General features: G+C 36.6%; 12 protein-coding genes. 6 read left to right on the top strand and 6 right to left on the bottom strand.

All coding sequences use genetic code 11. From position 1 onward, the window contains the following. Together AC1DMU_RS13210 and moaA are read right to left on the bottom strand one after the other, a co-directional pair. Entirely contained in the window at positions 1 to 1,014 is a 1,014-nt protein-coding gene (locus tag AC1DMU_RS13210) for a molybdopterin-synthase adenylyltransferase MoeB (RefSeq protein WP_088063158.1), read from the bottom strand. Positions 1,015 to 1,031: 17 nt separating this feature from the next. Further along, a complete protein-coding gene (gene moaA, locus AC1DMU_RS13215) occupies positions 1,032 to 2,045 on the bottom strand; it encodes a GTP 3',8-cyclase MoaA (RefSeq protein WP_088063157.1) in 1,014 nt (337 codons plus the stop codon). A 279-nt stretch (positions 2,046 to 2,324) separates the two neighbouring features. Between moaA and AC1DMU_RS13220 the strand changes: the two genes are divergently transcribed. Further along, on the top strand, positions 2,325 to 3,017 hold the full coding sequence (locus AC1DMU_RS13220; protein ID WP_000185186.1) for a Crp/Fnr family transcriptional regulator: 693 nt from the start codon (positions 2,325 to 2,327) through the stop codon (positions 3,015 to 3,017). A 93-nt stretch (positions 3,018 to 3,110) separates the two neighbouring features. Here the strand turns inward: AC1DMU_RS13220 and narI are convergent, their stop codons facing one another. The 4 genes from narI to AC1DMU_RS13240 are packed head-to-tail and all read right to left on the bottom strand — an operon-like array spanning position 3,111 to position 9,516. After that, positions 3,111 to 3,800, bottom strand: a complete 690-nt coding sequence (gene narI / locus AC1DMU_RS13225; RefSeq protein ID WP_000969212.1) for a respiratory nitrate reductase subunit gamma — start codon at positions 3,798 to 3,800, stop codon at positions 3,111 to 3,113. Between the two features lie 17 nt (positions 3,801 to 3,817). Continuing rightward, positions 3,818 to 4,348 (bottom strand): nitrate reductase molybdenum cofactor assembly chaperone, encoded by a 531-nt coding sequence (gene narJ / locus AC1DMU_RS13230; RefSeq protein WP_000814221.1) that lies wholly within the window; start codon positions 4,346 to 4,348, stop codon positions 3,818 to 3,820. 19 nt (positions 4,349 to 4,367) lie between these two features. After that, positions 4,368 to 5,843, bottom strand: a complete 1,476-nt coding sequence (narH, locus tag AC1DMU_RS13235; RefSeq protein WP_088063156.1) for a nitrate reductase subunit beta — start codon at positions 5,841 to 5,843, stop codon at positions 4,368 to 4,370. Beyond that, on the bottom strand, positions 5,833 to 9,516 hold the full coding sequence (locus AC1DMU_RS13240; protein ID WP_088063155.1) for a nitrate reductase subunit alpha: 3,684 nt from the start codon (positions 9,514 to 9,516) through the stop codon (positions 5,833 to 5,835). Before AC1DMU_RS13240 ends, narH begins: the two co-directional genes overlap by 11 nt. A gap of 476 nt (positions 9,517 to 9,992) precedes the next feature. On the opposite strand from AC1DMU_RS13240, the gene AC1DMU_RS13245 reads away from it, so the two are divergent. The 5 genes from AC1DMU_RS13245 to AC1DMU_RS13265 all read left to right on the top strand — a co-directional run bounded on the left by AC1DMU_RS13245 (position 9,993) and on the right by AC1DMU_RS13265 (position 15,743). After that, positions 9,993 to 10,493, top strand: a complete 501-nt coding sequence (locus AC1DMU_RS13245; RefSeq protein ID WP_088063154.1) for a hypothetical protein — start codon at positions 9,993 to 9,995, stop codon at positions 10,491 to 10,493. Between the two features lie 99 nt (positions 10,494 to 10,592). Beyond that, a complete protein-coding gene (locus tag AC1DMU_RS13250; protein ID WP_088063153.1) occupies positions 10,593 to 10,934 on the top strand; it encodes a hypothetical protein in 342 nt (113 codons plus the stop codon). 407 nt (positions 10,935 to 11,341) lie between these two features. Next, on the top strand, positions 11,342 to 12,304 hold the full coding sequence (locus AC1DMU_RS13255; RefSeq protein ID WP_088063152.1) for an AAA family ATPase: 963 nt from the start codon (positions 11,342 to 11,344) through the stop codon (positions 12,302 to 12,304). Then, positions 12,304 to 13,518 (top strand): DUF58 domain-containing protein, encoded by a 1,215-nt coding sequence (locus AC1DMU_RS13260; RefSeq protein ID WP_088063151.1) that lies wholly within the window; start codon positions 12,304 to 12,306, stop codon positions 13,516 to 13,518. The genes AC1DMU_RS13255 and AC1DMU_RS13260 overlap by 1 nt, the downstream gene beginning before the upstream one ends. Continuing rightward, positions 13,515 to 15,743 carry a transglutaminase TgpA family protein gene (locus tag AC1DMU_RS13265; RefSeq protein ID WP_088063150.1) on the top strand — a complete coding sequence of 743 codons (2,229 nt, stop codon included), beginning with the start codon at positions 13,515 to 13,517 and terminating at the stop codon, positions 15,741 to 15,743. Before AC1DMU_RS13260 ends, AC1DMU_RS13265 begins: the two co-directional genes overlap by 4 nt. The last annotated feature ends 14 nt before the right edge of the window (positions 15,744 to 15,757 follow it).

Below are 15,757 nucleotides of genomic sequence, written 5' to 3' on the forward strand. Positions count from 1 at the left end.
TCACCCTATATATGTTGCGTATAATCGTTTTGCTATTTTCACATCATTTGTCCCATGAATAAATGCCCTACCGTCTGTAAATAAAACGAAACGATATTCATCAATTAGAAATGATAGTAAGTATGGCGTTTTTTTGACATGTACACTCTTTTGTAATCGTTTTTGAATTTCGTTTAAATTAAGATTTTTCTTTATTCCTGAACGGATTTGAACTGTATTCCGTCCGCATAACACTTCCGTTTTCATTTGCGTTTCAAATGTTAAACTTGGATACGTTCGTGATTTTCCGCAAGATGGACATGTACTTTTTTTCTGTCTATTTACTTTTAATGAGAGATATTGATTGTTCCAAATATCAAATGATAACATCGTCCCTCTTAACGACTCATAATCATCCACCAATATTTTCATCGCCTCTGTTACTTGGTGAGCAACAACCATTTGTACAGCTGGCTGAATGATTCCGGCTATATCGCATGTTGCACCGCTCATAGGATGGTCCATTAGGCAGCGAAAACATGGTGTTTTCCCAGGAAGAATTGTATACGTTACACCGTAACTCCCGATGCATCCGCCGTATATCCAAGGTATATTCTCTTTTTGTGAAATGTCATTTATAAGTAAACGCGTATCGAAATTGTCAGTCGCATCTATGATAAGGTCCACATCTTTTGTTAACTCTTCTATTTCTTGCATTGTGACATCTGTTACAACTGGTACAATTTCCACTTCAGAATTAATCTTTCTTACATGTTCTGCCGCTGCAATTGCTTTCGGTTTACAATGCTTTGCATCTTCTTCTGTATATAACTGTTGCCGCTGTAAATTACTCCATTCGACGTAGTCACGATCGGCAATTGTCAATTTCCCAATTCCCATCCTAACGAGCGCTTCCGCATTTGCAGCTCCTAGTGCACCCGCACCGATTAGGAGCACTTGCTTTTCTCTTATTTTTCTTTGACCCATTTCACCAATTCCAGAAAACAATACTTGCCTTGAATATCGCTCTTGCATAGAGAATCCTCCTTTCGCTATCCGCCAATGTATGACATTTCAACTTTTGGACGTTTATTTGTACTTTCCACCGTTCTTTCATCTGAATATCGATCTGTTCTATATCTCCATGTATGTTGTAAAATTTTTAATAGTGAGGCATCCGAAATATTTTCTCGAAGAAGCGTTCGCAAATCCGTTCCTTTTTCTCCAAATAAGCACGTAAAAAACTTACCGTCTGCCGAAATACGAGCTCTCGTACAAGAAGAACAAAATGACTCTGATACTGAAGTAATAAACCCAACTTCTGCATTGCTCCCTACATATCGATACAATTTCGCAACTTCTCCAAAGTAACGAGGTGTAACAGGCTCAACTGGATATACGCGATTAATCTTCTCTATTAATTGTTCCTTCGTAATCACTTGTTCAAAGTTCCATCCGTTCGTACTGCCCACATCCATAAACTCAATAAAACGAAGCTGAATTTCTTGTTCTTTAAAATAACGAGCCATATGTAGGATTTGGCTATCATTCATTCCTTTTTTTACGACCATATTTACCTTTACTTCTAATCCTGCAGCCTTTGCTGCTTCAATTCCTTTTAATACAGGTTTTGTGCTTACATTTCGGCCATTTATATTTTTGAAGACGTGATCCTCTATCGCATCTAAACTAATATTTACACGTTTTAATCCCGCGTCTTTTAACGCCTGAGCTTGTTTTGCTAAATGAATACCGTTTGTTGTGAGCCCAATATCTTTTAAGCCTTCTAGCTTTGCAAGTCTTTCAATTAATTCCGGTAAGTCTTTACGCAATAACGGTTCGCCACCAGTAAGCCTAATTTTTTCAACTCCCATACTTATAAATAACCTAGCTAGTCTCTCTATTTCATCAAAAGATAATAAAAACTCTTCCTGTAAAAAAGCGTAATGAGGTCCGAACACTTCAGCAGGCATACAATATGTGCACCTAAAATTACAATGATCAATAACTGAAATACGTAAATCTTGAAGTGGACGTTCTAAAGAATCTTTCATTTTCTCGTACATCTATATCCCTTCTTTTCTGCTGCAATCCTTAGTAAGTTTTCAATTTTTCATTTGCCTTTATTATAAAAAAGAAGCTACATATTCAATGTGACTTTTCTCACATCACTTTCCCCATTCAAAAATTCTTCACAAATCCGTTCGAATTTTGTTCACATCTTCAGTGCCTACTCCTTACGGTCATTGAAATTTCACTTATATTTTTAAAATAGCTCTTGCATTTCCAGCATACTTACACTCAAAATAGGAAATGGATTGCTTATAAGAAGAAAGGTGATTGCTGTGACAAACAGTATGAAATTATCTCAAGATTTAAAGGAATTACTTGCATCTGTTGAATATAAAATGCAGATAAAAAAAGGTAGTTTTATTTTTCAAGAAGGTATGGAGGCAACCGAACTCTATATTATCCACTCAGGAAAAGTACAAATTAGTAAACTTAGTGCTGACGGACAAGAATTAACACTTCGAATTTGTTCGGCATATGACATTATTGGAGAATTAACATTGTTCACGGACGATGCGAAGTATTTATTAAATTCAAAATGCCTTGAAGATGTTGAAGTAGGCGTTATCAAGCGTGAAGCGTTAGAAAGAGAATTACTCCAAAAGCCCGCACTTGTATTTGAATTTATGAAATGGATTAGTGAACATTTAAGAAGAATGCAAACGAAGTTCCGAGATTTAGTATTACACGGCAAAAAAGGTGCCCTTTATTCTACTCTCATTCGAATGACAAATAGTTACGGTGTATTAAAAGAAAATGGTATTCTCATCGATTTACCGTTAACGAATCAAGAACTCGCTAATTTCTGTGCAACTTCACGCGAAAGTGTAAATCGAATGTTAAATGAATTAAAAAAGCAAGGTACAATTTCTATTCATAAAGGAAAGATTACAATCCACGATTTACAATTTTTAAAACGTGAAATTGCTTGTGAAGATTGCTCTGCTTCTGTTTGTAGTATTGATTAGCGTCTTATTTAGATACTTATACCTATAAAGAAAGCCGAGGTCTCCAATTAGATCTCGGCTTTCTTTATAAGTTACTAAACATATAAAACAACATTATTTTTTCAATTCATTTGGAATACGTCTTCTGTAAATTACATAACTACGGCTTATATATTTAATTGGGGCACTAAATACATGTACTAGTCTTGTAAATGGCCATACTGCGAAAAGCCCCATTCCTGCAAGAATATGAATTTTAAACCATACAGGTACTTCCATCATATATTCAACTTTCGGTTGGAAAATGAAGAGGCTTCGGAACCACGGACCGATCGTTGTACGATAATCAAACCCTTTTGAGTCGATGTTTAAAAATGTTGAGGAAAGCCCTGCTAGCATTACGATAAGTAATAAAATAAGCGCAATATAATCTCCCTTTGTGCTCGTTGCAATGATACGTTTTACTGTTACGCGGCGGTACGTTAATATAATTAAACCGATGATAGAAGCAACACCTGCCGGAAGTCCGAAACTAATTGCTACTACATGATACATATGCTCCGAAATACCTATTGAACGGTATACAGCCTCTGGAATTAAAATCCCCATAACATGACCGCCAATTACGAACATGATCCCAAAGTGGAATAATAGACTTCCGATTCGGAGCATTTTCTTTTCTAATAGTTCACTAGATTTTGATGTCCATCCAAATTGATCATAGTTGTATCTGAAAATATGCCCACCGATAAAGATCGCAAAAATGATATAGGGAAACAATACCCATAGAAATTGATCCATCATTTTGACAACTCTCCTTTCTAATTTGTCTGTACACCCCATGTATCGATAGCGAGTAGAACAGCCGCAAGAATTGGTTCATACATACTACCTGCTTCTTTTAACTGAACGTGTAATGCTTGTATGTTCTCCTTGTATTTACTCATAATTGGTTCACTGTCTTGCTCATTTGCATTTGCAAAAAACTCGAGTAATAACGGTAAATAATCAGGTAGTTCTTTATCTGTTACTTCAAAACCAGATTTTTTATAATGCTGCTTTAACTCTAGTAATTCAATACCTCTTTCTCTTTGTTCGCCGGTGTTCATATAAGTTAAATACATATTTGTCTTTTTACCAAAATCAAATGTATATACGTAACAGTCAATTAATTGATCATCCATTTTATCCAGCGCTTGCTTTATAAATGCTGTAAGTGATGCTTTAACGTCTTCCTGTTCAATCGCTTCAATCTCTTCTTGCAATTCAGTTAAAGCTTCTCTCCACCCGAGTTCCGGATAGGAAAGAAGGAATGAAGAACATGAAAAAGCAGTTTGTAAACTTTGTTTCATATTTTTCCGCCCCCATTATTTAAGAAATTGTCGTGCAAGAGCCTGGGCCACCTGCGAAAGATAAACCACAGCTCCCTTGTTCGTTATATAAATCTGCAACTTGCTCGCGATGAGTGGCCGGAATGACGAAGCGATCTTTATATTTCGCGATAGCAAGAAGACGATACATATCTTCTACATCCTGTTTCGTTAAGCCGAGTTCTTTTAATACCGCTTCATTTGGTTCTTTATTAATTTGCAATGCTCTCATATGCGTTCGCATAACAGCCATTTTTTTCAACGTAAGACGAATATGTGATTCATCTCCTGCAGTGAGTAAATTCGCTAAATATTGAATTGGAATACGCATATTATCAATAGCAGGGAAAATCTCTTCTGCTTGCCAGTTACTACCTTTCCCCTCCACCATGTTCATAATTGGGCTAAGCGGCGGGATATACCAAACCATTGGCATTGTACGATACTCAGGATGAAGAGGTAGAGCAATTTTCCAATCGATAATCATTTTATAGATTGGCGACTGTTGTGCCGCTTTAATCCATTCTTCAGGAATCCCTTGTTTTTTCGCTTCAGCTGCTACTTCTGGATCATTTGGATCTAGGAAAACAGTAAGTTGAGATTCATATAAATCTTTTTCATCTTCAACAGACGCCGCTTCTTTTACTTTATCAGCGTCATATAGCATTACCCCAATATATCGAATACGTCCTACACATGTTTCCGAACATATTGTTGGCATACCCGCTTCAATACGTGGGAAACACATTGTGCATTTTTCAGCTTTATTCGTTTGCCAGTTAAAATACACTTTTTTATACGGACAAGAAGATACACAAAATCTCCATGCACGACATGCATTTTGATCTACAAGAACAATCCCATCTTCTTCACGTTTATACATCGCACCAGATGGACAAGAAGATACGCAAGATGGATTCATACAATGTTCGCATATGCGTGGTAAATACATCATAAAGACATTTTCAAAATCTGTTTTAATTTCTTCTTCCATTTTCTTTACGTTCGGATCTTGTAATCCTGTTATATGTCCACCAGCTAAATCATCTTCCCAGTTTGGACCCCATTCAATTTTGTCGATAAATTCACCCGTAATTGCTGATTTCGGACGAGCAACTGGCTGATGCTTACGCTGAGGACTATTTGTTAACGTTTCATAATCATAGTTCCAAGGTTCAAAGTAATCATCAATTGTTGGTTGATCTGGATTGTGGAAAATATTCATAAGGCGCTTCATTTTCGAACCAGATTTCAGCTGAATTTCACCATTTTTCAATTCCCAGCCACCTTTATATTTCTCCTGATCTTCCCATTGCTTTGGATAACCAATACCAGGTTTCGTTTCTACGTTATTGAAATACATATATTCAGCACCTGGACGATTTGTCCAGGTGTTTTTGCACGTTACACTACAAGTATGGCAGCCAATGCATTTATCTAGATTCATTACCATTCCGACTTGTGCTTTAATCTTCAAGCCAATCTACCTCCTTCAGTTTGCGAATTACAACGTTTAAGTCACGCTGGTTCCCTGTTGGACCATAATAGTTAAATCCGTAGCTTAATTGGCCATATCCACCAATCATATGTGTCGGTTTCACATGAATACGGGTTGGACTATTATGCGTTCCCCCGCGGGTGCTTGTTAATTTCGTACCAGGCACGTTAATGTGACGATCTTGCGCATGATGCATAAATGCCATTCCTCTCGGTATACGGTGCGTTACAACAGCACGCGCTACAACAACACCGTTACGGTTAAAGCACTCGATCCAATCATTATCTGCAACGCCAGCTTCTGCAGCGTCCTCTTTATTCATCCAAACAGTTGGACCACCTCTAAACAGCGTTAACATCGGTAATGAATCGAAGTACATACTATGAATCGACCACTTATTATGCGGTGTTAAATAATTCAATGTAATCTCTTTTCCTTCTACTTCAGGCCGTGATTTACGGAACGGTTTATGTTGCAGAATTGGTTTAAATGTTGCCATCGTTTCACCAAATTCTTTCATCATGTCATGATCTAAATAGAAAGATTGTCGTCCAGTGATTGTTCTCCAAGGAATGAGACGTTCCACATTTGTAGTAAATGGTGAATAACGGCGTCCACCTTTTTCTGAACCTGTAAATGCTGGAGAAGTAATTACTGTTTTCGGCTGCGCTGTAATTTGTTCGAATGTGAAGCATTCTTCTTCACGTTCTTCTGCTAAATCACGTAGTTTTAAATCCGTTTGTTTTTCAAGTGCTTCCCATGCTTTTACAGCCATATGACCGTTTGTTGTAGAAGAAAGTGTTAATACCGCTTCAGCAGCATTAATTGCTTCTTTTATGTCTGGGCAACCTTTCGCAATAGAATCCGTTCGAACGACTCCTAATCGGCTCTTTAATTGCTCATATTCTTTTTCCGCAGACCAAGAAATCCCTTTCGTACCAATTGGCTGTTTTCCGGTATTTGGTCCTAGCGCAGTCATTTTGTCATAAATCGTTTTATAATCCCTTTCGACAACATGAATTTGTGGCATCGTTTTACCTGGGATCGGTTCACACTCACCTTTGCTCCAATCTCTAATCTTGCCAAGTGGTTGCGCTAATTCTTGTGGTGTATCGTGAAGAAGTGGTGTTGCAACAACTTCTTTCATTGGTTCAAGATCGATTTTCTTCGCTAAATCAGACAAAACTTTAGAAAGAGAAGTGAAAATGTCCCAGTCAGAGCGCGCTTCCCACGGCGAACCGATTGCTGGATTAAATGGATGTACAAATGGATGCATATCTGTACTACTTAAATCATGCTTTTCATACCAAGTTGAAGCAGGTAAGACGATATCAGAATAAAGTGCTGTTCCAGCCATACGGAAATCTAAATTAATGAGTAAATCTAACTTCCCTTCTGGTGCTTCTTCATGCCACTTAATTTCTTCTGGTCGTAACGAATCACTATCGTCATTCATTAATCCGTTTGTCGTACCTAACAAATGTTTTAAGAAATATTCATGTCCTTTACCAGAACTTGAAATTAAGTTTGCACGCCATACGAATAAGTTGCGCGGGTAGTTATTTTTATTATCTGGATCTTCAATCGCAAATTTCAGTTCTTTTTCTTTTAATTTTTGTGCAACGTATTTCCCGATTTCTTCTTGCGTTGTTGCACCAGCAACAACAGCTTCTTTATATAATTCAATCCCATTTTTCTCGAATGTCGGATACGAAGGCAACCAGCCAAGTCGTGCCGCTAATACATTGTAATCACCGTGATGTTGATAACGAGAGTTGCCTTCCACTGGTGATGCTAAATGTCCCACTGGTGTATCTTCATAGCGCCATTGATCTGTTACGAAATAGAAGAAAGATGTACCGTTTTGTAATTTTGGTGGCCCTTGCCAATCTTTTGCCATCGCGATTGTTTGCCATCCTTCCGCTGGTCGTAATTTTTCTTGACCAACGTAATGCGCCCAACCACCGCCGTTTACACCTTGCGCTCCGACGAGAAGTACAAGATTTAAAACTGCGCGATAAATCGTATCAGAGTTAAACCAATGGTTAATACCAGCTCCGACAATAATCATTGAGCGACCGTTCGTATCAACAGCATTTTGTGCGAACTCACGAGCGATTTGAATAATAAGCTCACGTTTTACTCCTGTCATTTTCTCTTGCCATGCAGGTGTAAACGGTACGTCATCATTGAAGTCTTTCGGCTCTTGTCCGCCAAGTCCTCGGTTCACACCGTAATTTGCTAACGTTAAGTCGTATACAGTTGTAACGAACACTTCACCTTCTTCTGTCATAACCTTTTTCACTGGAATTGTTCGTTCTAATACTTTGTTTCCATCATCAGAGAAGTACGGAATTTGTACAGTTTGAACACTATCCTCCATTCCAAGTAAAGAAAGACGTGGATCAATCTTTTCACCTGTTTCTTCATCTTCTAAACGTAAGTTCCATTTCTTTTCATTATCCCAACGTGACCCCATTGTGCCGTGCGGTGTTGCAAAATCATTCGTATTCTCGTTCCAAAGTACAGGTTTCCATTCCCCTAACTTCGTTTCGCGTCCAATATCAGAAGCATTTAAGAAACGATCAGCAACGAATTGATCCCCTTTTTGTTTCAATGTGACGAAGAAAGGAAAATCAGTATATTGTTTCGCATACTTTGTGAAGTATTCCACTTGATTATCTACGTAAAATTCTTGTAAGATTACGTGCCCCATTGCCATCGCAAGCGCACCATCTGTACCTTGTTTCACACTAATCCAATCATCCGCAAACTTTGTAGATTCAGCGAAGTCAGGACTGACAGAAACGACTTTCGTTCCTTTATATCGAACCTCTGCTAAAAAGTGTGCATCTGGTGTTCTCGTCATCGGTACATTTGAACCCCATGTCATAATGTAACCAGAGTTATACCAGTCACTACTTTCTGGTACATCTGTTTGATCGCCCCAAATTTGAGGAGAAGCTGGTGGTAAATCTGCATACCAATCATAGAAACTAAGCATCGGTCCACCCATAAGTTGCATAAAGCGACTACCAGCTGCATGACTTAACATCGACATAGCTGGAATTGGTGAAAAACCAACATTTCGGTCTGGACCGTATTTCATTACTGTGTATAGTAATGAAGCAGAAACGAGTTGTAACACTTCATCCCAATTCGCACGAATGAATCCCCCTTTACCACGCGCCTGCTTATACGTACGTGCCTTCTCAGCGTTTTCCACAATGCTTTTCCAAGCGTCTAGTGGTGACTCGTTATTTTGTAATTCTTCTTGCCACATATTCCAAAGGACACCACGTACATACGGATATTTCACACGAAGTGGACTGTAAATATACCAAGAAAAACTTGCTCCACGCGGACATCCTCGCGGTTCAAAATCAGGCATATCAGGACCTGTAGTCGGATAGTTAAGCTCCTGCCCTTCCCAAGTTACAATTCCATCTTTCACATAAATATTCCAACTACATGAGCCAGTACAGTTCACGCCGTGTGTAGAACGAATTACTTTATCATGCTGCCAACGCTTTCTGTACACATTCTCCCATTCACGATCTTCATATGTTTCTTGTGTATGATTATCGTTATAACGATCTATTGGTGAAAAATATTTTAAACGTCTCATTAGTGCTGAAGGTTTCTTCTTCATACTGTTCACTCCTTTAATACGTCTCTCTTCCATACCCTTACTATAAGAGAGGTTGTAAAATACAGATGTGACATTTCGCACAGTTCAAGAGATTGTCAAAAATTCCGGAACAAATATAAAAAAGTGAAAATCTAATCGTTGTGGAGGGTTCACATCCTTCACTGACTGTTAAATTACTTCCTTGCTTCTAGCAAAGTTTAAGATGTAGTACAGATTAAAATGAGCGTGCAAAAAATTTCTTATATAATAACGGAAGTAATTTGGGAATAGTTAAATTTGATTTGCCTAAATCGTAAGATAAGTTTATAAATGAAAATACAATACTTTCAATCCACCATACTAAGGGTAAGTATCCTGAAAATAGTTGAACCAAAAACGCCAGGAAATCCATATGATTTGCCAGCAACTTGGATTGAATGAAGAGAAGAATACACCAGAATGGCAGGATATTAAGATAATAATAAAAGGAGTAGATTATGATATTAGAACCGCTTTATGCAGAAAACATTATAGTAGCCGTCATATATAAAAATGAGTTTAGGTGGTATGTAACAGATAAAGAACTATGGTTTTTAGATTATAATAAATTAGATAATGCATATAAAAATTTAGGTATAAGCATTGAAGATAATGATGAAACGGAAGAAAGAAATGGAATAAAAGTATTAGATCATGAAAATGTAGAAGTATTTTTAGTAAGGATTAATCAATATAAAACAACTAAAGAAGAATTAAATTATTTACTACTTGAAAATATTAAAAGGAAGAATGCAGGAGAAGATCTATTAGATTATAGTCCAGTCTTATTAATTAACTTTGATAATAAAATACTATATTCAATGTTTCCAGAACCGGCATCATACGAAAACTATGTACCAAAAGATTGGATAGGTACATATGAAGATTTCACTGAACTCATACCTACATCAGAGAGATATTGGATAAATAAGTTTAATAACAATCTACTTTTACTATAAATGTAAGTAGGACAAGAGTAATGATAGTATAAGAATTTATTACCTTAATAGAGAAGTAAATAGAGTCACTAAAGCCAGAAATAAAGGAGTAAAATAGTCATGAAATATCCATATAGTTTTGAAGTACTTAACGGTAGTGATTTAGTTATGAGACTTCCTCAAGAAATAAAACTTGTTGAAACTTTTTTAGGAATTGAAGTTTCAGCTTTTGGAGATTGGATTTTAGAAGAAATACATAGTGTTTTAAACGGAGATAAAAATTATGTAGTAGTAAATGGCAACATTTGCGGTTTAGAAATCCGGAACGACACAACTACTGTGTTAGACAATTTAGCCGAAGATGGTAAAGGAGAATATTGTGAGATTGAAACAATGGAATTGGTAGAATTGATTCATATTTGGTTAAATAAACGAAAAGAATATAAAAAAGATAAAAATTAAAGGAGTGTAATAATTTAAATAGATGGCCTCTTCATGTGAAGCCGACTTTATTTTATTCATATACATTTTAATCACAAGGCGTATTAATATATGTTCCAAACTTTACGCGTAGGGTTTCCTACGCTATTTATTTTGCTCATTGAGGTCAATCTTTCCTTTCCTTCCCCTCTTCTACTTTTACCGACGATACTATTCTATATCAAAACGTATTTCCCATAAAACGAGAAATCATTATTTACCATATTGCCCTAAGTTACGGAAACAATTATACTAGATGTAATCGCGATAAATAATCTGAATATTCTCAGAATTAAAGATAGAATCTTTACTGCCCGCAATTAGACGGATACATTCTATTTTTCACTAAATAGATTAGAAAACGATAATAACACATTAGGAGGATTACGATGCACCAGCTTGATTCATTACATCCCATTATAGAAAAAATAATTACCAATATTGAAAAGTTAATGGTCGGAAAGCGAAAAGAAACGATCTTAGCTTTGACAGCTCTCTTAGCTGAAGGTCATGTACTATTAGAAGATGTGCCTGGCGTTGGGAAAACAATGTTAGTACGTGCACTTTCTAAATCAATTGATGCTGATTACAAGCGCATTCAATTCACACCTGATTTACTGCCGTCAGATGTTACAGGTGTTTCTATTTATAATCCGAAAGAGCTCCAATTTGAGTTCAAGCCTGGACCAATCATGGGGAATTTTATACTTGCTGATGAAATTAATCGTACATCTCCAAAAACACAATCTGCCTTACTTGAAAGTATGGAAGAAGGCAATATTACAATAGATGGCATAACAAGACCGTTACCAAAACCGTTCTTTGTAATGGCTACGCAAAATCCGGTCGAATATGAGGGAACATATCCTTTACCAGAAGCACAGCTCGATCGTTTCTTATTGAAACTAAAAATGGGATATCCTACACAAGAAGAAGAATTTGAAATTTTAAACAGGATGGAAAAAACAAATCCCCTCTCCCATTTACAAGCTATTACAACAATAGAAGAATTACTTTATTTACAACAAAGCATACGGGAAGTAAGCATGGAAAAAGCAATCAAGCATTACATTGTAAAGCTTGTTAGTCAGACTCGTTCTTATAGTTCTATTCAACTAGGTGCAAGTCCACGTGGCTCGATTGCTTTAATGAAAGCTTCACAAGCTTATGCATTCATCCATGGTAGAAATTATGTTATTCCAGACGATGTTAAATTTTTAGCTCCCTACGTGTTAGCTCACAGACTCATTCTAAAAATGGAGGCAAAATTTGAAGGAATAACAGGAGAACAAGTTATCGCAAAAATCGTTGCGCGAACTACCGTACCTACTCAAAGGAAGATGAACCTTTGATGAAACGGATACTACGAGCACTCTATCATTTTACTAAGTTATCACTCATTCCGTTATGCCTAGTCTTAACATTTGTATACGCTATGCTTCAAGGAGGATTTGTAAGTTGGTTTTTGTTTTACAGTGCGATTCCTATTGGCCTTTATTCACTATTGCTTCCCTTCTTTGCTTTACGGAACGCCGAGGTAAAACGAATAACAAATCAAGGCGAATATGTAGCAGGAGAACCATTTTTAAGTACGATTACAATAAAAAGAAGTTTCCCTTTTCCCTTACTTTATTTAATTATAGAAGATGAACTGCCATCACAATTTACAAATTGTAAACAAACGAAGATGAATAAAGTAATACTCTTTCCAGGATTGAAACGAAATATTTCGTTTCAATATGCAATTGACACAATCCCTAGAGGAGAGCACTCTTTTTCAAGCGTACGTGTCAAAACTGGCGATCTATTCGGTATGATGGAGAAAGAAGTAACTTTTTCAGTTCCAGATACATTTTTAGTCTACCCTCAGTATGTAGATATAACATATCGACAAATGGAAAATCATTTCGAACAAGGAGCACTTTCAGCAAATATAAATTTAGTAAAAGACTCTACCATTTCTGTCGGTGTCAGGGAATATAAACCTGGTGATCGCTTTTCGTGGATTGATTGGAAAGCAACTGCACGAACAAACAACATTATGACGAAAGAGTTTGAACAACAGCGCAGCCATAATATTATGATATTCATGGACAGAACCCCATCCCCTCTATTCGAATCAGTCGTCACATTTACTGCCTCTATTGTCAGGTCTGTCTTGAAGCAAAATTCACCGGCGTCATTCGTATCTGTCGGAAAAGAACGAACTTTTTTCCCTTTAGACAATGGAGATAGTCAGTTACATCAAATCTTTTGTCATTTAGCGAAAGTACAAGCAGATAGTGTATTCCCGCTCTCCCGGAGTGTAGAAATGGAATTAAGAAAAATTTATGAGCCCGTCACGATTATACTCGTGATAAGCGATCTTTCTCCCGATATTCAAAAGGCGGCTGACTTTGCTGCTATAAAAAATAGAAAATTAATGGTGTTTGTCGTAAAAGAAAAAGCAAATCAACTCTCACACCGAGAACTCAGTATTCTAGAAACTCTACAAAAACGACAAATATTTGTAAATGTGGTTTATGGAAACCAGTATACAAACGTGTTTTTTGAGGTGAGCACATGATAACATTACAGGCAAAAAAACAATGGGATATGACTAGATTTTTCATGCATGCATGCGCATTTCTACTTTTACTAGAATGGCTAAGGCCCCTCGTAGGTATTACAAACGTAGGTAGATTAGATGTTTTCGTAATATTTATAGGGATTTGCTTCACGCTCTCTTTTTTTCAAACAAGGTGGCAGATTCCAATAAAGATCGTCACAATTTTATTCATCATTCATTTCCTATATTATAAAAACGCTTTTATAAATCCATCTTGGCTAACGAAATTTTCCACTGATATTTCTCGAAATTCCTCCCTGTTATTTCAGGGGAATTTGTTGGATATCTCTCCAGTTTTTCCAACACTTTTATTTTTTTTATCCTTTTGGTTTTTGAGTGCTTTCATCTCTTTTTGGATGATTCATAAAAAACGTGGGTTGTTATTTCTTATATTGACTATTATTTATATCACCATTTTTCATAACTTACATTTATACAATGCAAACTACGCTATTATTCGTACTGTTGTCATCGGCTTTTTTATGCTTAGTCTTCTTCGCATAGAACGAATAAAAGAGATGGAACACTTACAAAATTATGCTAGAGAAATCTCAAAATTACTTAAACCTCTTACAATATTTATTGTATTGTCAGCAACTATCGCATACTTTGCTCCAAAATTTGGCCCTCAATGGCTAAACCCAATGGATTTTTTAAAATTCAACACATCCGAAGCAGGTAAAAAACAAGAAGTTTCTAAAATTGGGTATGGTTTAGATGACTCACGATTAGGCGGTCCTTTTAAGGCAGATCCTACAATTGTTTTCACAGCACAAACGCAAAATAAACAATATTGGAGAGTCGAAACGAAAGATTTTTATACAGGAAAAGGCTGGGAAGTTTCTGAAAATCAAAAAAAGGTTTCTTTTAAAAATAAAAACGACGTCGTGAGCTGGTACGAACAAAATACAAAAACGGAGACAACTAAGGCAACAATCAACATGCAAAAAAGATATCCTCATCTTACCTATCCAGCAGGGTTAATATCAGTTGAGGCTTCTTCAGATATATCATACAGCGTTGACCCCTTTTCAGAAAAAATCTATACGATGCACGGAGACTCCTCTACTACTTTAAATTCATATAAAGTAACGTATGAGATCCCGGAGTTTTCCATAGAAAAATTGAAAGCTGTAAACACGAATGAAGGCCAAGAAACAAATCCTTATTTCATGACAAAGTACACGCAACTTCCCGAATCATTACCGCAGCGAGTAAGAGACTTAGCTGTTAATCTAACAAATGATAAAGACAACCGATATGATAAAGTATTAGCTATTGAAAATTACTTCACCGACCATTCTTTCGTATATGAAACAATGAATGTGTTGTTCCCTGCCAAAAATCAAGATTATGTTGATCAATTCCTTTTTGATACAAAAAGCGGCTACTGTAATAATTTTTCGACATCTATGATTGTGTTACTTCGTTCTGCTGGGATTCCTGCTCGATGGGTAAAAGGTTATACAGAAGGAACTCTTGATAACACACTAGTTGGTGCAGAAGGTGAGGATGTATATAAAATCGCGAACGATAACGCACACTCTTGGGTCGAAGTATATTTCCCAGGATACGGATGGATTCCATTCGAACCAACAAAAGGATTTACCAATCCCTATAATTTCACAAATAATACTCCTGCTCCTACTTTACAAAATAGTGAAGAAACTAATCCTCAAAACGCGGAAATGTACAAAAAAAACAATGAAGCAAAGCTTAAAAGTTTAATAGAAGATACAGAAGAAACTCCTACTAAAAAGCTTACAAATTCCAAAAATAGATTTTCTTGGTGGTACGTATTCCTCTCTACGATACTAATTAGTATCATCGGATACATTCTCTTCGCTACTAGAATGAAATGGATTACATTTTTTATTATTCTTTTCTACAAATACCGAAAAGATGATGCTGTTTATAGCAAAGCTTACGGTGCACTTTTAAAACAATTTGGCAGAATTGGTATACCACGAGGGGACAGTCAAACATTCCGAGAATATGCTCTCCACATTGATACACTTTACAACTCGGCTCATATGCAACAACTTACTTTCAGTTATGAGAACGCTATGTATCAAAAGGGACAGGCCGTAGCAGAATGGAAGAAATCCGTACACTTATGGGAAATTCTTATGAAAAAAGCAGCCTCTCCGCCTAAATCAAATGACTTCCATTCAGCGATTTAATCTTGTTAATGTGA

Source organism: Bacillus sp. 01N45 (assembly GCF_056399205.1).